This is a genomic window from uncultured Porphyromonas sp., assembly GCF_938023125.1.
Taxonomy (GTDB): Bacteria; Bacteroidota; Bacteroidia; order Bacteroidales; family Porphyromonadaceae; genus Porphyromonas.
Window position 1 is genome coordinate 30571 of sequence record NZ_CALHDW010000006.1, and the last position, 19746, is coordinate 50316.

The window sequence follows — 19746 nt, forward strand, 5'->3', positions numbered from 1 at the left end:
AAGAGCACATGCTCTATCCCTCTCGGGACTAAGTTTGTGCTCTTCTATTGCGATGATGCTTATTCGCCGAGAGGTGACTATCCCCTAATTAGTAGGCTGAGTCTAATACGGCAGAAAAGATCATTATGACACCCCATATGAGAACGATGGCTCCCGCTACTGCCATACTGGCAATAGACCATGTGCGAGCCGATTTGCTGAATCGTTCGGCTCCGGCGAAGTCGCCCTGATTGTAGGCTTTCTCCACGCGAGTGGCATTTATAATGGCGGGGATACCCAAAGGCCATGCGCAGAAAATTGTGACGATGATAGCAAAAGCCAAATAGGTAGGGGGGCACTTGGGGGGAATGCCTCCGTTAGCGTAGATGTTATAGGGAGCGTTGTTTTGAGTGCCGAAAGGTTGCTGACCAAGAGGCGTTTGGAAGGGAGGAACTCCACTTGCTCCGTTGTTTGCATTATTTTGCCAGAGGAAGTCAAGCTCCGGGAGGAGGCGAGCCTCTTTCCAATCTTCCATTCCCTGTCTCCAGACCATGGTCTGAGGAGTGATGTTTTCTTGGGCGAGCTGTTCAGCTTCGAAGGGGCCAACTTGTTGTCCGTTACGGATGTAATAAAATTTTTCAGTAGTCATATAGAGATGTCTTCAGTTTTCTAATTTTTCAGTTGCGAAAGTAGTGATTTTCTATCACATAGAGCCTTTTTCGAGGCGTGCTGCTTGCCAAATCTTCCAATTTTCGTGCGCTTGCAAGAAGAGCATATCAATCCCGTTTTTGATCGTGGCTCCCTGGGCTTGGGCGAGCTGTAGAAATCGGGTTCGATCGGGGGAGTAGATAAGATCGTAGCAAAGATGCTCGGGGGTGATCTCCTGGTAGGGGATAGGGGGAGCCTCTTGTACGTTGGGAGTCATACCTACGGGGGTGCAATTCACAATGATTTTGTGCTCTCGAAGGATCTCCGGAGTAATGTCGGAATAGGTGATGGCGTAGGGCGATTTAGGGGTGCGGCTTACCACAAGGGTGGCAACGCCTAGCTTCTTAAAGGCGCGTTGTACCGCACAAGATGCCCCTCCGGAGCCTAGGATGAGCGCACGACGTCTCCCCCCGAGTACGGGGGCTATGGATTGTCTAAAGCCCTCGAGGTCGGTGTTGTATCCGATGAGTTTGCGCTTGCCCCATCGTGAGTTTTGCACTACTACAGTATTGACAGCCCCGAGCAATGAAGCCTCGCTTTCTACCTCATCCAAATAGGGAAGTATGGCTTGTTTGTAGGGACTTGTTACGTTGAAGCCGTGTAGATTGGGGTGTGCCGAAAGGAAAGCCTTTAGCTCTTTGATACTTGCTAGATCTGCCGTGATATAGTGAGCATCAATCCCCTCGGCGAGGAATTTTTCGTTGAAGAACTCTTGAGATTTGGAGTGCCCTACGGGGTGACCAATCAGCGCGTATTCTTTCATTTTATGGCGTAATATAGGGTGGCAATTCCACCCGAGAATGCTTTGTACTCTGCCTTGCCATAACCTGCCTCTAGGAGCATTTGGGTGAATGCTTCGTATTGAGGCACTTGGCGAACCGACTTGGGGAGATAATCGTAGGCTCCACGGTTGCGGGCAAAAAGAGAGCCTACAAGGGGGATAAAGGTGTGCGTCCAAAGGGTATATCCGCAACGCAAGATGGGATTACGGGGCACGCTAAGCTCTAGAATGGCAATGACACCACCCGGGTGCGTTACTCGGCACATCTCCTCTAGCCCCTGAGCTAGGTGCTCAAAATTGCGTACCCCAAAGCTGCTTACCACGGCATCAAACGAACCCTCTTCGTAAGGGAGTGCTTCGCAATTGGCAAGCTCTAATTGGATGTTTGCTTGGGGGGCTTTTTGAGCGATTTTCTCTCTCCCTTTTTGGAGCATTCCCTCGGAGATGTCTACGCCTGTGATCTGCTCTAGTGCGGGGCATTGCCTTGTAAGCTCCAGACTTAGGTCTGCCGTGCCCACGGCCACATCAAGTATCTTGTGGGGGGAATGGCTTGCTACCCAACGAGCGGTGCGCCTACGCCATAGGCGATCAATGCCTAGAGTCATCAGTTTGTTGGCAATGTCGTAGCGATCGGCAATGCCGTCGAACATCCGACGGATGCGTTCCGTTTTACCTGTCGTTGGGGTAGCTTGATCCATACCGGAGAGGGGAGTTTTACTTCTTCTTTAGGAAGTCTGTGATGTTCTTCTCAATCCGTTGTGCGAGGTGATCTTGCTCTGCACGTACGAACTTTTCGCCCGTTACATGCTCATAGAGCTCAATGTATCGCTCGGACACACTTAGGCAGTATTCGTCGGTCATCTTGGGCACCTTCTGTCCCTCTTTGCCCATAAAGCCCTGCTCGGTGAGCCATTTGCGTACGAATTCTTTGGAGAGCTGACGTTGGGGTTCTCCCTTGGCAAAGCGTTCTTCGAAGCCTTCGGCATAGAAGTAGCGAGAGCTATCGGGGGTGTGGATCTCGTCTATGAGGTAGATCTTACCATCCTTTTTACCAAACTCGTACTTGGTGTCTACGAGGATGAGTCCCATCTCTTCTGCGATCTTGCTGCCGCGTGCAAAGAGATCTTGTGTGTACTGCTCGAGGAGGGTGTAGTCCTCTTCGCTTACAAGTCCGGAGCTTATTATCTCCTCACGAGATATGTTTTCGTCGTGTCCTTCATCCGCCTTAGTGGTAGGGGTAATGATGGGATGGTCGAAGCGTTGATTCTCGCGAAGCCCCTCAGCAAGAGGGATGCCGCAGATAGAACGTGCCCCCTCTTGATAAGCCCGCCATGCGCTACCTGTGATGTAGCCACGGATTACCATTTCTACTTTGAAGGGTTCGCACTTATGCCCGATGGTCACCATGGGGTCGGGGGTGGCTATCTTCCAATTGGGCACAATGTCGGCCGTGGCATCTAGTTGTTTGGCTGCAATTTGGTTGAGCACCTGCCCTTTGTAGGGAATGCCCGCAGGCAGTACTACGTCGAAAGCACTGATGCGGTCGGTTGCAATCATGGCCACGAGGTCTCCTTCTAGGAAGTAAACGTCGCGTACTTTTCCGTGGTAAACGCTCTGTTGCCCCGGCAAATTATAGTCGGTACGGAGGAGGGTTTCGATCTTCATAAGCTATCTGTATCTCTATTGATTAAAGAATCTTTTTTCTCTTCTTGCTCTTCTCTAGCTTTGGCATCGTAGGCCTCTACAATTTGTTGTACGAGGGGGTGCCGCACAATGTCTCCCTTTTCGAAGGTAATGCGCCCAATGGCGGGTATGCCCGATAGTACCTCAAGGGCGTGTTTCAGACCGGACTTTACGCCCCGAGGGAGGTCTATTTGGGTTACGTCGCCCGTTACAATCATTTTGGAGTAGTACCCCATACGGGTGAGGAACATCTTCATCTGATGCGTGGTGGTGTTCTGCGCTTCGTCTAGGATAACGACGGCGTCGTTGAGGGTGCGTCCGCGCATGTAGGCAAGGGGAGCAATCTGTATCGTACCCTGCTCCATGTATTCTTTGAGTCGGGGAGGGGGTATCATCTCCTCCAGAGCATCGTAGAGCGGCTGTAGATAGGGGTCGAGTTTGTCTTTCATCTCCCCGGGTAGGAATCCCAATTTCTCTCCGGCTTCTACGGCGGGGCGGGAGAGTATGATGCGGCGTATCTTGCGCTCTTTGAGGGCTTTGACGGCTAGAGCAATGGCTACGAATGTTTTGCCCGATCCGGCGGGACCCACGGCAAAGAGCAGGTCTTTCTCCTCAAAAGTGCGGAGCATCCGTTGCTGGTTGGCCCCACGTGCGGCAATGCTTTTGCCACGAGCTCCGTAGACGATATGGTACTCAGGTTCGGGGGTGGAGGCATCTTCGCCTCGGGCAATGCGACGGATAGCATCTTCGTTGAGGCTGTTGTACCGTCGGATGTGGGCGGAGAGGTGATCGAGTACCTTTACAAAGTCGTCTATCTGCGAAGCCTCTCCCAAGATCTTGAGCACATTGTCTCCGGCTACAAGGCGCAACTTGGGGTATAGGGTGCGGAGTAGAATAAGGTTTTCCCTATTAACCCCGAATAAAACCCCCGCATCTACATCGTCGGGGACATAGAGTCGCTCGGTTATCAGCATGATTGTCGTTCTCGGATCCTATCTTTTTCTAGGTGCAAAAGTACCAACAAAATTTCGCCTAGAGGGGATTTGAAGCAATGAGTTGAGGCGAAATTTTCCCTTATTGGGGCTGAATCTTCTCGAATGGTTCTTTGCTCGGGGCGGCTACCCTAGATGACGATACACCCGGCGCTTTAGGTAGGGGAGGAAAGAGACTGCAACGATGCCTTTTGTCGCCATGGAGGTGGCAATGGCCCACCAGATACCCGTGAGCCCAAACCCCATGGCCCCAAAAATAAGGGCTAATGGGATGCGGATGCTATTGCCAAGAATGCTGATGAGGGCCGGTTGTAGGCTACGCCCCGTACCATAGAATAGCCCTTGTATCAAGATCTCCGACATCATAAAGAGCTGGACACACCCGGTAGCACGCAGGTAGCGCCCCCCCTCTAAGTAGGCCTCCTCTTCCGGAATGATGAGGGCGAAGAGCTCCGTTCCGAAGAATATGTAGAGGAACATGGCCACAATACCAAATACAGAGGTTATGGAGATGCTGACCCGAAAAGCGGAGAAGATGCGGTGCGGCTTTCTTGCCGCATAGTTCTGGGCTACAAAGGCCGCCAGGGCCGTACCAAAGCCTTGGGAGGTATTCCAGGTAATGGCTTCGAGCTGACCGCCTATATTGATGGTGGCCACGCCGATATGCCCACCGGCACGGGCCGTTATCGTTCCCATGACAAAGGTGATGAGGGCGAATAGGGAGTTGAGAGTCACGATAGGGAGCCCAAGCTTGAGTATCGCCAGGGTCTCTGTGCGTTTTAAGGGACCTACTACACACCAGCCCCCGAGCAGATGGTCGCGCCCATGCACTTGGTACAAGAAGAGTAGGGCTACAACCCATTGTGCCACTATGGTGGCGAGGGCGGCTCCCGATATGCCCCAATCAAAGATGAAAATAAAGAGAGGGTCGAGCAGCATGTTTAGCACGAGGCCGATGCTGTTGATCCAAAAGGGGATGTTACTGCGCCCGGCAGCAATGTACACCCCGCTGTAGGATAGCGAGAGAAAGAAGCCGGGGAGCCCCCAGAGTATGATGTCGAGGTATTGTTGGGCAAACTCGCTAGTTGTCTCTTCTAACCCATAGAGACCAATGAAGGTAGAGCCCCCGACTCCGAAGAGGAGCATCAGCCCAAGGGAGATATAGAGGGCGAGCGTAGAGGTGTGCTGAGCGTAACAGCGAGCTGAGTTGCGATTTTGTGCCCCTAACCCCTGTGCAACAAGTACCTCGGCTCCCGTCTTTACGAGAGCACCAATAGAGGAGGCGAGCCAGGTTAGCACGCTAATAACGCCCAGGGCCGCTATCTCACGGCTCCCTAGGCGCCCTACCCATGCCATGTCGGTGAATGAGTAGGCCACCTGTATAAAGGAGGTACCAATGATGGGGGCCGCTAGGGCTACTATCTGCCGAGCAATGGGGCCCTGGGTTAGGTCCTTTGTCTCGGAATGCTCTGCTGCCTTCTCGCTCATCTAGAAGATGCTTAGTTTGATATACTTACGAGGGTCCTCCTTAAAGTCCGTTACGAGAGAGTCCGTACTCGTGAGCAACGAGCGAAGGTCTTCGTATAGTTTTTCGTCATTAATTACTTTGCCAAGGGTGCCCTCCTTGCTGTTGAGTTGCTGTGAGAGGGTGTGGAGCTCGTTGCTTGTGGTCTCTAGGTTGGTTATGATTCGACGCACATTGATGCTATCGAGCTGTTGTGAGAAGTTGTCGATGCGGGTGAGTGTGCTGTTGGCCTTGCCGATCATGGGGCCCACATCCTGGCGGGTGTAGCTTTGTAGAGAGGCCATTAGACCATCAAGTTTTTGCATGGAGCTACGAGCGGAGGCCAGGGTAGCATGGGCTTCGTGTACGGACTGCTTTAGCTCTGGAGTCGCCAGCAAATCTTGTGTGGAGGATAGAATGGAGTCTACCTTCGGGATCAATTGCGCCACACGGGGTAGTACTTCGTTGGTTATGGTGCCAAGAGGGTCACTTGCCGTCTCACTCGTCTCTAGGAAGTCGCCCTCGGCAAGTATCTGCTGCGAAGAGGATAACTGTAGGTCGAGCTGAGCTCCACCCAAGAGGGCTGCTTTGATGGAGGCACGGGTGCCTTGGGGTATCTTATACTCTTGGTCAATGTTTACTTGCACAAGAGTGGAGGCCGTGCCATCGGGTGCAATCTCAAATTTCAGGCCCTGTACGGTACCTACTTTGTAGCCATTGATTTTGACGGGGGATGCTACCACGAGCCCCTCTACGTTGCTGAAGCGGGCATAGTATGTGTACTCCCGACCAAAAATGGCAATCCCTTTTAGATAGTTGATCCCGAAGTAGAGTAATGCGATGGCTAGGAGGGTAAAGAAGCCGATCTTGATAAGTTTTGAAGGTCCTTGCATATAGGTCTGGTTCGTTGTTTAGGTGTATGTTTTAGTTCTTGTGTTGGGTGTAATTCGCTCCTAGAGAGGAACTTTTAGAGAGCTTTGCTCTTGTTGTAGGCTTCGTAGTAGCTGGCAAATCCGTCTGCAATAGCTTGAGCCAAACGGTTTTGTCCGTCACGAGATAGAAGGAATTCGGCCTCTTTTTTGTTAGAGATGAACCCAACTTCGATAAGAATACTGGGCATTGCTGTTTCGCGTATTACCAAGAATCCGGCTTGGCGCACTCCGCGGTCGGAGGTGGGCAATTTAGCCAAATTGCTTTGTACGGCTTGGGCAAGGCGAATGCTCTTATCTTGGTGCACATTTTGCATCATCTCAAACATAATGTAGCTCTCGCTAGAGGAAGGGTCGAAACCCTGGTAGGTGCGTTCGTAGTCGTCTTCGAGAAGGATGGACTCATTCTCTTTCATAGCCACGCGCAAGTTGTCTTCGGTGCGCCACAAACCTAGTACGTAGGTCTCAGTGCCCGCTGCCGACGAAGATTGAGCCGAATTGGTATGGACACTCATGAAAAGGTTGGCCTTGTTGCGATTGGCAAAGTTGGCACGCTGCTGTAGCCCGATAAAGGTGTCGTCGCTGCGTGTGTAGAGCACCTTTACCTCGGGGTATCGCTCCTTGATGATTTCACCGGCAGCGAGAGCCACCTTTAGGTTGATGTCTTTTTCTCGTCCGCCATTACCTACAGCTCCGGTGTCTTTTCCACCGTGGCCTGCGTCCAAAACGAGCACAAACGAGTCTTTCTTCCCTCCACTTTTTCCTTTTTTTTGTGCAGAGGCTGTGGAGATAGGGAGCAACATCCCCAAACAGAGAAGTGTGAAGAAAAGCCTTTGTAGGCCCTTGTGCCCTTTCTTCTTAAGGGTAATATTTTCTATTTGACTCATATCTGCGGTTCCAATAAGCCGTGCAAAATACAGGTGTTCCGCCTGCAAAGTTATTGATTTTATCGAACTATACTCCCATTTTCTCTCCGGAGAGTGTGCGAGTGGAGGGTAATTTTCCCAAAAAAGTAGGCCTTTTTTCCGCATGAAGTTAGCCAAAATCCTTCTCAAACTCCGCCTGAACTTGTCAAAATTTAGGCGAAGAAGTCCCTTTGGAAACAAGAGTCGTAGAGAGGGGTTCCTAGCGTCGAGGGCGAGGAAAAAGGAGGGGGCTCCCGATTGATCTTCGGAAGCCCCCTCGTTGTCTATAGGGTTGTTACCTACCTCAATCTTTGCACTTTGCTTTGATAAACTCTCGATTGAGTCGTGCAATGTGTGAGATGGAGATGTTTTTGGGGCACTCCATTTCGCAAGCACGAGTGTTCGTACAGTTCCCGAACCCTAGCTCGTCCATTTTGGCAATCATAGCCTTGGCACGGCGTGCAGCTTCCGGGCGTCCTTGGGGGAGCAGGGCAAGCTGACTCACCTTTGCACTGAGGAAGAGCATGGCAGAGCCGTTTTTGCAGGCAGCGGCACAAGCACCACACCCGATACAGGCGGCTGCGTCCATGGCTTCGTCCGCCTTGGCTTTGGGGATGGCTATCGCATTAGCATCGGGTACCCCACCGGTATTGACCGATACAAATCCGCCGGCTTGGATAATCTTATCATAGGCGGAGCGATCTACCATTAGGTCGCGAATGATGGGGAATCCGGCAGAGCGCCAGGGCTCAATCGTGATCGTATCGCCATCGTTGAAGCGACGCATGTGCAGCTGGCAGGTGGTAATGCTATCGTCGGGTCCGTGGGGGTGTCCATTGATATAGAGGGAGCACATTCCACAGATACCTTCGCGGCAATCGTGGTCGTACACAACCGGTTCTTTCCCTTCGGCTACAAGTTGCTCGTTGAGGAGGTCTAGCATCTCGAGGAACGACGCACTCTGCGATACCTCCTTGAGGCTGTAGGTTTCGAAGCGACCCTTCTCACGGGGCCCCTTTTGCCGCCAAACGCGTACGGTAATATTGATATTGTGATCCATTGCTTAACGTCTCAATTAGTTCTTGTAGTTACGTGTTAATCGCTCCGTAAATTCGTACTCGAGAGGCTCTTTGTACATAACGGGAGCTTGGTTTTCACCTTGATACTCCCAGCAAGAAGCATAGGCGAAAGTATCGTCGTGGCGTAAAGCCTCGCCCTCTTCGGTCTGATGCTCCAGACGGAAGTGCCCACCGCAGCTCTCTTCTCTGTCGAGAGCATCGTGTGCCATGAGTTCGCCAATCTCGATAAAGTCGGCAAGGCGGAGTGCCTTTTCGAGCTCGATGTTGAGGTCGCTGCCGCTACCGGGTACGTTTACTTCTTTCCAGAACGTCTTCTTTAGCTCGGCAAGGAGGGCAATACCTTTTTGTAGTCCCTCTTTGTCGCGTCCCATGCCAACGTACTCCCACATAATGTTCCCGAGCTCTTTGTGTAGGCAGTCTACCGAGCGACTTCCCTTATTTTCCATAAGGGTTTTGATGCGCTTGTTGATTGCTTCTTCAGCTTCTTTGAACTCCGGAAGATCGGTGCTAAAGCGAGGCACGCGGATCTGGTCGGCAAGGTAGTTTTGGAGTGTATAGGGGAGGATGAAGTAACCATCGGCAAGCCCTTGCATCAAGGCAGATGCGCCCAGACGATTAGCTCCGTGATCGGAGAAGTTGGCTTCTCCAATCGCGAAGAGCCCCGGGATGGTAGTTTGGAGCTCATAGTCTACCCAGAGGCCGCCCATCGTGTAGTGGATGGCAGGATAGATCATCATGGGCGTTTTGTAGGGGTTGTCGTTGGTAATCTTTTCGTACATCTGGAAAAGATTGCCGTACTTCTGTTCCACTACATTTTTGCCCAAACGGCGGATGGCATCATCGAAGTCGAGGAAAACGGCGAGCCCCGTATTGTTTACCCCAAAGCCGGCGTCACAGCGTTCTTTGGCTGCACGGCTTGCCACGTCGCGAGGTACGAGGTTACCAAAGGCTGGGTAGCGACGCTCTAGATAGTAGTCTCTATCCTCTTCGGGTATGTCGTGCCCCTTGAGCGTTCCGGCTTGCAACTTTTTGGCATCTTCGAGCTTTTTTGGCACCCAAATACGACCATCGTTGCGGAGCGACTCGCTCATAAGAGTCAATTTCGATTGGTAATCGCCATGCTTGGGAATGCAGGTGGGGTGGATCTGTGCCATACAAGGATTGGCAAAGTATGCGCCCTTTTTGTAGCACTGCCAAGCTGCGGAGCCGTTAGAGGCCATCGCATTGGTGGAGAGGAAGTAGGTGTTGCCATATCCCCCGGTAGCTATTACTACAGCATGAGCTGCGTAACGCTCAATGGCTCCCGTGGAGAGATTGCGAGCAATGATCCCTCTTGCACGACCTTCAATAATAACGAGGTCAAGCATTTCGTGACGGGTGTAGAGCTTAACGCTCCCCTTAGCTACCTGGCGACTGAGTGCCGAGTAAGCCCCGAGTAGGAGCTGCTGCCCCGTTTGACCACGAGCGTAGAAGGTACGGGATACCTGAGCCCCCCCGAATGAACGGTTATCGAGTAGACCTCCATATTCGCGAGCAAAGGGAACGCCCTGAGCTACGCATTGGTCTATAATAGCGTTGCTTACCTCTGCGAGGCGATATACATTGGCTTCGCGGGCACGGTAGTCCCCACCCTTGATTGTATCGTAGAAAAGACGATATACAGAGTCACCGTCGTTTTGGTAGTTCTTTGCTGCGTTGATCCCTCCTTGGGCAGCGATAGAGTGTGCGCGGCGAGGTGAATCTTGGATGCAGAAGTTGAGTACATTGAACCCCATTTCACCGAGAGAGGCGGCTGCAGATGCCCCTGCCAACCCGGTCCCTACCACGATAACATCAAGACGACGTTTGTTGGCGGGGTTAACAAGTTTCTGGTGATTCTTGTAGTTGGTCCACTTGCTTTCGAGTGGTCCCTGAGGTATTTTAGCGTCAATTTTAGCCATACTTACAACGATTAATAGAACCAGAGATTACCATCGCATATAGCTCTACCAAAGTAGAGAAGTACTACAGCGGCGAAGCCTAGCATTAGGATAGAAGAGACCCAGGTAGAGAGCACTCGGATGCGTTTCATCCAAACGACATTGTTCCAACCGATAGTCTGGAGAGCGCTCCAGAAACCATGGTTGATGTGGAACCAGATGGCGAGAAGCCATACAAGGTATAGTCCCGAGAAGATGGGGTTAGAGAAGGTGTAGGCGATAAGACCGGCGCCATCTGTGGGGCCTGCTACCCCGGCGATGCCCAAGTCGTGTGCGTGCATTAGTTCGGCAAGCTGCATCTTCGCCCAGAAGTTGAAGAGGTGAAGACCAATCCCCAGTACTATGATAATCCCTAGCAGTAGCATGTTTTGCGAAGACCATTCTACCCCACGGGGGCGTGCTGTTACAGCATAACGGTCGTTGCCTCTCGCTCTATGGTTTTGGACGTTGAGCCAAAAAGCGTAGATAATATGGATGATCATCAGACCCGCTAGCCCTATTGACGCCACCACGGCGTACCAATTGGCTCCTAGGAATGCACAGATCGCATTGTAGCCCTCGGGGCTGAATATGGCCACGAGGTTCATAGACATGTGGAAGAGGAGGAAGAGTATAAGCGCGAGTCCTGTAATACTCATTACAAACTTCCTCCCAACGGAAGAATTACAAAGCCACATAGTGATTCGTTCTTGATTATAGTGTACTAATAATTAATTGCTATCCAAAGAAAGCCTCTTCCCTTTTTGTGAGAGGAGCCCTCAACGGTGTACCATCAGGCGGTGATAAATGTATATTCATATATATCCTACCTATAGGAGCATAATGCCCCTGCAAAGGTAGGGAAAATACCTTATAGTAGGTAATAGAGCCTTCCATTTGTCTCTAATGGCAAATCGGAATAGCAAAAACCTTACCCCCAATTACAACCGAGGGCAAGGCTTGTATAAGACATTTCGTTTTTAATCTGCAAGCAGAGGGCGATCTCCTATAAGGCGATGCAGCAAAACAATCGCACGATCCTCTGCAAAATGCATGAGACGCTCCTCTTCGGGCGTTTTGTCGTCAATCCCCGAGAGATGGAGCACCCCATGTATGAGCACACGGTGCAACTCTTCTTCGTAGGGCACGCCAAACTTCTCGGCATTGCTCGCTACTGTCTCAAGGCTGATAAGGATGTCTCCTGTGATGAATTCGGAGCCCTCGCTGGAGGCATCGAAGGTGAGGATGTCGGTGTAGTAGTCATGATTGAGGAAGAGTTTGTTGGCCTCAAGGATACCGGCATCGTTGGTAAACTTGTAGGAAAGTTCACCCAGAGTTTTCCCCATTTCATTTGCCACTTGCCTAATCCAGCGGGCTATAATCTGCCGTCTTAGATGGGGAACTTTGACATTTCTTTCGGTGAAGTAATTGATCTTCATGATCTATGTATTTAATTGTTTATGCAAAGAATAAATAGCCAATGAAGACGGAGGCAATAATGCCGGCTGCATCGGCGAGTAAAGAGTAACCAATAGTATAGCGGGTCTGTTTCACTTTGACGGCTCCATAGTACACCGCCACGATGTAGAGGGTGGTGTCAGTGCTCCCCTGTACGATGGAGGCGATACGTCCCACCAAGCTATCCGCTCCGTAGGTTTGCATGGCATCTACCATCATAGCTCGGCTCCCGCTCCCGCTTAGGGGTTTTACGAGCATGGTGGGGAGAGCTTCTATCCATTCGCTATCTGCCCCTAAGAGCAGAACGAGCCGGCGGAGTCCCTCTATAATGAAGTCTAGAGCTCCCGAGGCACGGAATACAGCCACGCCCACGAGCATGGCCACGAGATAGGGGATAATGTTGACCGCCGTAGTAAATCCTCCCTTGGCTCCCTCCACAAAAGTCTCGAATATCTTGATGCGAGCGCGCACGCCGCTTATGAGGAATAGCACGATAGTGGTGAGGAGTAAGAGGCTAGCTGCAAGCGTGGTGCAGGTGCCAAACATCTCGGGAGAGAGTTGTTGCTTGAGTAGAACAATGAGGGCAATAAGTAGGGCAATGCCTCCAAAGAAGAGCAGAAGAGGGGCTTGCCATAGTTTGATTCTCTGGCGAGCTCCTACGAGTAGAATAGCTACGATGGTGGAGACGAGGGTTGCCAAAAGGATGGGGAAGAAAACATCCGCAGGGTTACTCGCTCCCGCTTGCATCCTAAACGCCATGATACTTGTGGGGATAAGGGTGAGCCCACTTGCATTGATGGCAAGGAACATGATCATGGCATCGGAGGCTCTATCCGGCTCTTTGTTGAGCTCTTGCAGGCGTTTCATAGTCTCCAGGCCTAGGGGCGTTGCGGCATTGTCTAGCCCTAGTAGATTGGCGGAGATACTCATAAAGATCTTGCCCATGGCGGGGTCGCCTTGAGGGATTGAGGGGAATAGCGTGCGCAGTAGAGGGCTGATCCCCTTGGCCATCCGTGGTATTAGTCCGCTCTTTTCGCCCACACTCATCAGCCCCATCCAGAAGCAAAGAACCCCCGTAAGGGCAAGGGCTATCTCAAAAGCAGCCCGAGCGGATTCGAAGGTGGCTTGCAGGATGGTATTGAAGATGGTGAGGTCGCCTTGGAAAATGCACCGAACACACCCCGCAAGTAAAGCAGAAACAAAAAAAGCAACAAAAAGAAAATCTAGAGGCCCTATAGCCCTTTTTTGTTTTAGTCGCATACCTTCCCCTTTCCTCGGAGTTGCGTGTAGGAGTGGTTCTCTCTGTATAGGGACCTTATTTCGCTCCTATTCCCTATATGATATATATAGAGGGAGAGCAACCATGAGTTAATATCTTATTCTTGTACAAATGTACTAAAAAGAATTGAGAATAACTTCGTTTTCGGAATTTTAGGAGTTGAGAAAATAGACCGCTCTCCCGAGGGCTTAAGTTGCTAATCCTCAGGGGAGTGTTGCGATTTAGGAGCGAAATGTTATTTTTGCAGCTTTGCTCGCTTTTCTTTCTGTGCTTCTTCCTCGGCTTTGCGTGTTGCCTTCTCCTCGGCTCGTGTGGGCATCCCAAGTATTCTGCGGTCGGAATTGGAGGGATTCCACTTCTCGCCATACCGCTCGCGCATCCGCTTAATATACTCCTCATTGAGGTTGTTACGCTCCCTCTTTTGCTCAGATTGGGCTGCTCTACGGCTTGCCTCTTCGCTCAGTTTTAACCCGGAAGGACGCTGCTTGGAGAGGGGGACTTCCGTTACATTCCAATGAATCTCGTTGGTGAACTTAGCTTGGATGGTCATTGCCTTGGGGTAGAGGTAGGAGGGCTCGGGTTGGCTGGTGGGGTAGTGACCGGCATCCCACTTACCATTGTTGTTTTGGTCTATCCACAGACGGCCGTAGTAGCTACCGGCTGGCAGCATATCTAGTGTGATTGTGCTATCGGGGAGTACGGGGCGAGCGATGAGTACCTTGTTATCTTCGGACAATATCTCTACATAGGCCGTTGCTCCTCGGGTGGCCAAGCTGTCAAATGTAAGGGTGAAGGCTCCAAATTTATCCTCACTCTCCAGCTCGAGATCGAGGGACGAGGTGCGGCTGGGAATGCCGTAGCAAGAGTGAATTGCTGCGGAGTCTAATTGGAGGCGGTACTTTGTGCCCAACCGAAGGTCGGCTAGGATCTGTAGTTGCAGAGCCTGCTCGGGATGGAGGCGTAGCTGCACGGTCTGTGGCGTCTCCGTGGAGTCTACCACACTATATAGGTGCACCTTGCTCGTATCTATGTGGATGGGCGGCTGGGCAAAGGCGATAGCCATCGTATCGCGCGGAGTGAGGGCAAAGGGCGAGGTGCTCCTGACAAGTTGGGGTGTGAGGTGCGGATTTTTCTCGTCCACCTCTAGGGTGGTGTTGGAGGAGGCGGGGTCGTCGCCTACGCTATTGCCGGGGGCAACCATCTCCTTAGGGCCATCGTGGTTCGCCTCTCCACTTTGAGCCGAAGGAGGGGGAAGAGGCTTCTCGGCGTTGCGTTGGCTCTGTGCGACTTTATTTCGTCTCTCTTCTATTTTTTTGCGGATTACGCCCTTTTTGGGAGCTCGATAGATCAGTTTAAGGGTATCGGTCTGTAGTGTGGGGTGCTCTAGTGAGTCGAGAGAGGGGTATTGGGCAAGTACCTGCAGCGTGTCTTGCTTGCAGTAGTTGCTATCTGTAATCCAATAGGTTACCTCTTTTCGCTTCTCGTCAATCTGGGGGAGGAGTAAATCCTTCTTTTCGAGGGGTGCACCCAAAATCCGCACGTGGGGGAGCTGCTCCAGCGGTTGGCTAAAGGAGAGCGTTATACGAGTGGAGTCTTGTCGGGCGCTCTTTTGCAAGAAATTTTTTTGTGGCAAGTCTACCGAATAGAGAAGTAGGTGGTCCGGCTCCTCCTTTTTGCCCGGAACCGAAGTCGGTTTCTGCCCGGGATTTTCTAAAGAATCAGCTGATTCCGGGGGAGCTTCCTGGCTGGATTCTTTTACAGAATCAGCTGCAAAGGAGGCCGCTTTCTCGGCCTTGGTGGATGGTGCTACCGCCTCTACGGGTTCGTTTAGGAAGGCAAAGCCCTCCGATCGCTGGCTATAACTGAAGGTGTGGTCGAGGTCGTTGAGTGCAAAGAGCCGGTACTTGCCCGGTGCTAGGTGGGTGATTACAAAAGAGCCATCGCTCATGGTACGCCCTGTGCGTAGGAAGGCTTGGGTGCGGAAGAGGCTGTCGGGTCCCTCCCGGTGTACCCCCACGAATATATTGGGTACGGGGTAAAGCCCTTGAGCATCTAGTACTTGCCCCCGTATTTCCATGCTGTCTAGCTTGTCGCCTGTGGAGAACGCAAACACAAAACCTTCGAGAGGATTGCCCTCGTTTAGGTCTACAATGGCATCGGTAAAGTCTATGGTGTAGGTGGTATTGCTGTGTAGAGAATCCTCAAAAATGATGGTAATACTCTTGCCGGTACCCGAGAGGATGCGAGGGGTCATGTTCTGAGGCGGAGCAAAGATTACCTTTTCGTTGCTCTTCTCCACCTTTACATTCTCGTCGAACGTGAGTTTGATCTTTTTCCCAGAGAAGTGGGTCGCTCCATTGGCGGGGTCGCTTTTGATGAGCCTGGGGGGGGTCATATCATAGGGGCCTCCCTCGGGAGAGGCTTGCTTGGCACAGCCTATGATAAGGCTGGTGAGTAGCAACGATAGGACTACAAAGGGTAGGAGTAGGGGCGAGAATTGCTTCATTACTTCGTCTGAAAAAGCGATATGGGGATTACGGCTAGTGGAGGGGCTGAGGGATATCGGCGGGGCGAATCGTCTCGGGTTCGCCCTGGGTGAGGGAAACGATGGCCGTGGTGCCGCCTAGGGCGCAACCCCCATCCAAGATGGTGTAGACCTCGTGGCCGTATAGCTCGTCTATGAGTTCGGGGTCTGTACGGTACTCAGGGTCCTCTTTTTTATTGGGAAGAGAGGCGGTAAGTAAGGGCTCGTCGAGCACTTCCAGAAGGAGGGCAGTGAGCGGATGTAGAGGGAGCCGCAATCCTACTTCGTGCTTGTTAATGAGGAGCTTAGGTAGCTCGGAGGTGGCAGGCAGTAGGTAGGTGATGGGGTCGCTCTCGTGCTCACGGATGTAGCGAAACGAGGTGTTGTCTACCTTGGCATAGCGTGTAAAGTCCGCTAGGTCGCGGCACATGATAGTGAGTCTATGCCTCTTGGGATCTACCCCCTTGAGCCTACACACCTCTTCAATGGCTCGTGCTTTGTAGGCAGAGCATCCGTAGGAGTAGCTAATGCCCGTAGGGTAGATAATAATAGCTCCATCACGTATTTGGGCAGCTACCTTGTGCAGGAGATCCCAGTCGGGCGTCTCGGGATAGATCTTGGTAATCATAGGCTCTTGTTTCCTCTTTTTGTTTGAGAATTAGAACGTAAAATAGTGCCCCAATCGGATACTATCATCGTGCGTGAACTCGGGCAAATTGGCGAGTTGTTGCCAACCTTGTAGTTTGCCGTCGCGGTAGAGAATGCGTGCTATGGCATTCCGTTGCCCCCTATTGAGGTAGGGATGCTGAGGCAGACTATCGTAGGGGAGCGTGCCGAGTGCAATGCGTTGGGGGGCGGTGCCTAGGGTAAAGTAGGGGTAGATTTGTTGGAACTTCTCCGTAGTCATACCGTAGACTTCTTGCAGTTGCAAGAGGGTGTAAAAGCCGCCGAGTCGCTCTCTATAGCGCACAATCCTCTGTGCAAAGGTAGCTCCGATGCCGGGAACTTGGGTGAGCGTTGCCGAGTCGGCTTGGTTGAGGGGGAGGGTAATCCCCTCGGGAATTTTTCGGCTACCGGTGTAGCTGTGGTCGGAAGCGGGCGGACCTACGTAGTCTTTGCTGAGTACGAGGCTGTCTCGAGCTGCTAGGCTAGCCCTGCCTGCCTGGGTGGTGGCTCCGTTGCTATAAAGGGAGGTCTCTTGGGTGTTTGAGGCGATTTGATGCGTTTGGGGGAGTAGTCTTTCTTTGCTTTGTGGCTTACCCCAGAGCAGGAGGGTGGCTCCTACGCCGGCCAAGCAGACGAAGAAGAAAAAGACAAGAAGGTCGCTCTTGCCAAAACGAAAGAACTTACTCAGATGCGAGTTCATAGCTCTCTTGGGGGGCTGTTTGGGTGCTTGATGGCAATTTGCTTTCGTCGGATTCGATTTGTCCATCGCGCAGTGTGATGATGCGATCGGCTCGCTCTGCCATCGTGCGGTCGTGAGTTACGAAGATGATCGTTTGCCCCATCTCTCGGCTAAGGCGGGCGAAAAGTTGATGAAGCTCTTCCTTATTTTTACTATCGAGACTACCCGAGGGTTCATCGGCGAGTAGTACATCCGGATGATTGATGAGGGCACGAGCTACGGCCACGCGCTGCTTCTCCCCTCCGGATAGCTCGCGAGGGGCATGCTGGCAACGATCTGCCAGACCGAGCATCGTGAGGAGTTCTTCTGCATGCTTTAGCGCCTCCCGCCGCGATTCACCTGCGATGAGGGCAGGGAGGGCTGCGTTCTCAAGAGCGGTGAACTCGGGGAGTAGTTCGTGGAATTGGAAGACAAAGCCGAGGTGCTTGTTGCGGAAGTCCGCTTGCTGCCGAGCCGAGAGGGTGTGCGGATTCACCCCTCGAATGCAGACCTGCCCCGAGGTGGGCGTGTCAAGAGCTCCCATGATTTGTAGGAGGGTTGTCTTGCCTGCTCCACTCGCTCCCACGATGGCAATGACTTCACCTTGCGTCACCGAAAATGAGACGCCGCATAATACTTCGAGCGAGCCAAAGCTCTTGTGGAGTTGCTCTATGGCGATGAATGGGGTTTGCATCAGTCTGTTGTTGGTAGGTATGGGGTGACGAGTTGTCTTAATACGTAGCTAGCAAGGAAGCATCCAAAGAGATTGGGCATGTAGGAGATGGTGCCCACGGTGGAGCGTTTACCCGGCTCTGCGGTGGTGGATTGTATGGCGTGCGGTAGGGCTTTCTCTGTAGAGAAGACAACCGGTATTCCCTTGTGCACGCCGCGTTCTCGCAGTGCTTTGCGTACGGCTTTGGCTAGAGCGCACGTGTGGCTTGCGCTTATATCTTCGATGTGGAGGGCTGTGGGGTCGAGTTTGGCCCCTGCTCCCATAGACGAAACAACGGGAATCTTGCGCTTATGCGCCTCTACGAGCAACTCCATTTTAGGGGCTAATGTGTCGATGGCGTCCACCACAAAATCGGGGTGACACTGCTCAAAGAGAGGAGCCACATCCTCAGGAGTGAGGTATTGGGTCACCAACGTGAGGTTTACTTCGGGCTCTATGCGCCTCAGCTCTTGTGCCAGGGCCTCCGTCTTGAATGTGCCTAACGTGTCTTGATAAGCCACCATCTGTCGGTTGAGATTGCTGAGGGAGACTTTATCCCCATCCACGAGGGTAAGTCGCCCAATCCCTGCGCGAACTAATAGGTGAGCCGTTATTCCCCCCACGCCTCCAAGCCCTACGAGTAGGACGTGCGCAGAGCGGAGATGTTGTAAGGCCTCCTCGCCTATCAAAAGCTCGGTGCGGCAGAATGCTTCGCTAAAGTCGGTCAAAGCGCTTTACTTAATGGCTCGTTTGTCCAATTCGGCTTGGTAGGCTTTGGCATTGCGTTTGTGCTCCGTGTAGTTGGAGGCAAAGGCGTGGTAGCCGGAGAAGTCCGCTCGGGCACACATATATCTGTAGTCGTGCTTTTTGTAGTGAAGTACGCTATCGATGGTACTTTGCTCGGGGTAACAGATCGGCCCCGGGGGCAATCCCTTTACCTTATAGGTGTTGTAGGGCGAGTCGGCACTCAGCTGTATTTGCCCAATGCGTTTGACCGTGAAGTCGCCATAAGCGTAGCGAGCTGTGGGGTCGGCTTGGAGCTTCATCCCCTCGCGAAGGCGGTTGATATAAAGCCCGGCGATGGTGCTGTGCTCGTCTTTCTTTGCGCTCTCTTCTTGTACGATGGAGGCGATGGTTGTAATCTCGGCCGGGGAGAATCCGGCTTCTGTGGCAAGGCGTTTGCGCTCGTCGGTCCAGAACTTTTTATACTCTTCGTGGAAGAGAGCGACAAGGGAGTCGGGCGAAATATCCCAACGTACCTTGTATTCGTTGGGCATAAAGAGGGTACGTATGGTAATGGTATCCACGCCTAGAGAGGTGCAGAATTGGACGTCTTGCAGTCGCTCTCTCAGGCTCTCGGGCTTCATCCTAAGCTCCCCGGTTAGCGTTTTTATCAGCTCCTCTTGTGTGCGAGTCCCTCGTGTGATTTGTAGGGTAACGAGGCTCTCTTCTCCACTTGTGAGGGTGGCGAAAAGGGTGTGAAGGCTCATGGAGGGCTCAATGCGATAACGCCCGGATTGAAGTTTCCCTTTGGTGCGTAGAACCCAAGGAGCCACGCGATGTAACACGCCGGGATAGCGTACCAAAATGCGTTTTTCGATCTGCTGGAGCACATCGTCGGCCGTGGTGTTCTCAGTGACATATACATACATTCCTTCCCCAGATTTCCCTATGGGGGCAAAGCGATACAACCCGATGAGTCCTACAACAGTCAGTACTACGACGATGAGTAAGGTGGTGAGTAGGGTACGGCGTACACGGCGGCGGTGTACTTTGCGTCTGTCCATTCCGGGACGCCACTTAGGGTGATATGATGAGTTTCTTCGTTTCATCGGCTTAGCTAATTTGTGTACGCAAAGATAGAAAAATAT

At 52.2% G+C, this 19746-nt stretch carries 19 protein-coding genes; all 19 read right to left on the reverse strand.

Annotation, left to right across the window (positions count from 1 at the left end; translation table 11 throughout):
* Positions 1–88: 88 nt before the first annotated feature.
* The 19 genes from Q0090_RS01545 to mltG all read right to left on the reverse strand — a co-directional run bounded on the left by Q0090_RS01545 (position 89) and on the right by mltG (position 19707).
* Positions 89–628, reverse strand: a complete 540-nt coding sequence (locus Q0090_RS01545; RefSeq protein WP_297946782.1) for a CD225/dispanin family protein — start codon at positions 626–628, stop codon at positions 89–91.
* 54 nt (positions 629–682) lie between these two features.
* Positions 683–1450 (reverse strand): shikimate dehydrogenase, encoded by a 768-nt coding sequence (locus tag Q0090_RS01550; protein WP_297946784.1) that lies wholly within the window; start codon positions 1448–1450, stop codon positions 683–685.
* The gene (gene ubiE, locus Q0090_RS01555; protein WP_297946785.1) at positions 1447–2166 is read right to left on the reverse strand and encodes a bifunctional demethylmenaquinone methyltransferase/2-methoxy-6-polyprenyl-1,4-benzoquinol methylase UbiE; all 720 of its coding nucleotides are present in this window, start codon (positions 2164–2166) and stop codon (positions 1447–1449) included. The genes Q0090_RS01550 and ubiE overlap by 4 nt, the downstream gene beginning before the upstream one ends.
* 16 nt (positions 2167–2182) lie before the next feature.
* Complete coding sequence (locus Q0090_RS01560; protein ID WP_297946787.1) at positions 2183–3133, reverse strand: phosphoribosylaminoimidazolesuccinocarboxamide synthase; 951 nt, start codon at positions 3131–3133, stop codon at positions 2183–2185.
* Positions 3130–4125, reverse strand: coding sequence for a PhoH family protein (locus Q0090_RS01565; RefSeq protein WP_297946789.1), 996 nt, complete (start codon positions 4123–4125; stop codon positions 3130–3132). Before Q0090_RS01565 ends, Q0090_RS01560 begins: the two co-directional genes overlap by 4 nt.
* Before the next feature lie 144 nt (positions 4126–4269).
* The gene (locus tag Q0090_RS01570; RefSeq protein WP_297946791.1) at positions 4270–5631 is read right to left on the reverse strand and encodes an MATE family efflux transporter; all 1362 of its coding nucleotides are present in this window, start codon (positions 5629–5631) and stop codon (positions 4270–4272) included.
* A complete protein-coding gene (locus Q0090_RS01575; protein ID WP_297946792.1) occupies positions 5632–6540 on the reverse strand; it encodes an MlaD family protein in 909 nt (302 codons plus the stop codon).
* A 74-nt stretch (positions 6541–6614) separates the two neighbouring features.
* Complete coding sequence (locus tag Q0090_RS01580; protein ID WP_297946794.1) at positions 6615–7463, reverse strand: N-acetylmuramoyl-L-alanine amidase; 849 nt, start codon at positions 7461–7463, stop codon at positions 6615–6617.
* Positions 7464–7785: 322 nt separating this feature from the next.
* Positions 7786–8541 (reverse strand): succinate dehydrogenase/fumarate reductase iron-sulfur subunit, encoded by a 756-nt coding sequence (locus Q0090_RS01585; RefSeq protein ID WP_004332541.1) that lies wholly within the window; start codon positions 8539–8541, stop codon positions 7786–7788.
* A 15-nt stretch (positions 8542–8556) separates the two neighbouring features.
* Entirely contained in the window at positions 8557–10500 is a 1944-nt protein-coding gene (locus Q0090_RS01590) for a fumarate reductase/succinate dehydrogenase flavoprotein subunit (protein ID WP_297946796.1), read from the reverse strand.
* Between the two features lie 11 nt (positions 10501–10511).
* On the reverse strand, positions 10512–11216 hold the full coding sequence (locus Q0090_RS01595; protein ID WP_297946798.1) for a succinate dehydrogenase/fumarate reductase cytochrome b subunit: 705 nt from the start codon (positions 11214–11216) through the stop codon (positions 10512–10514).
* A gap of 282 nt (positions 11217–11498) precedes the next feature.
* Complete coding sequence (gene ybeY, locus Q0090_RS01600) at positions 11499–11957, reverse strand: rRNA maturation RNase YbeY (protein WP_297946800.1); 459 nt, start codon at positions 11955–11957, stop codon at positions 11499–11501.
* Positions 11958–11976: 19 nt separating this feature from the next.
* Positions 11977–13236: a nucleoside recognition domain-containing protein gene (locus Q0090_RS01605; protein ID WP_297946802.1), complete on the reverse strand. Its 1260-nt coding sequence runs from the start codon at positions 13234–13236 to the stop codon at positions 11977–11979.
* Positions 13237–13490: 254 nt separating this feature from the next.
* A complete protein-coding gene (locus Q0090_RS01610) occupies positions 13491–15761 on the reverse strand; it encodes an Ig-like domain-containing protein (protein WP_297946804.1) in 2271 nt (756 codons plus the stop codon).
* 34 nt (positions 15762–15795) lie between these two features.
* Positions 15796–16407, reverse strand: a complete 612-nt coding sequence (locus tag Q0090_RS01615) for a Sua5/YciO/YrdC/YwlC family protein (RefSeq protein WP_297946806.1) — start codon at positions 16405–16407, stop codon at positions 15796–15798.
* A 30-nt stretch (positions 16408–16437) separates the two neighbouring features.
* Complete coding sequence (locus tag Q0090_RS01620; RefSeq protein ID WP_297946808.1) at positions 16438–17145, reverse strand: helix-hairpin-helix domain-containing protein; 708 nt, start codon at positions 17143–17145, stop codon at positions 16438–16440.
* Positions 17126–17857 carry an ABC transporter ATP-binding protein gene (locus Q0090_RS01625; protein WP_297946809.1) on the reverse strand — a complete coding sequence of 244 codons (732 nt, stop codon included), beginning with the start codon at positions 17855–17857 and terminating at the stop codon, positions 17126–17128. Before Q0090_RS01625 ends, Q0090_RS01620 begins: the two co-directional genes overlap by 20 nt.
* The gene (locus tag Q0090_RS01630) at positions 17857–18603 is read right to left on the reverse strand and encodes a tRNA threonylcarbamoyladenosine dehydratase (protein ID WP_297946811.1); all 747 of its coding nucleotides are present in this window, start codon (positions 18601–18603) and stop codon (positions 17857–17859) included. The genes Q0090_RS01625 and Q0090_RS01630 overlap by 1 nt, the downstream gene beginning before the upstream one ends.
* Positions 18604–18609: 6 nt before the next feature.
* Positions 18610–19707: an endolytic transglycosylase MltG gene (gene mltG, locus Q0090_RS01635; protein WP_297946813.1), complete on the reverse strand. Its 1098-nt coding sequence runs from the start codon at positions 19705–19707 to the stop codon at positions 18610–18612.
* Between the last annotated feature and the right edge of the window lie 39 nt (positions 19708–19746).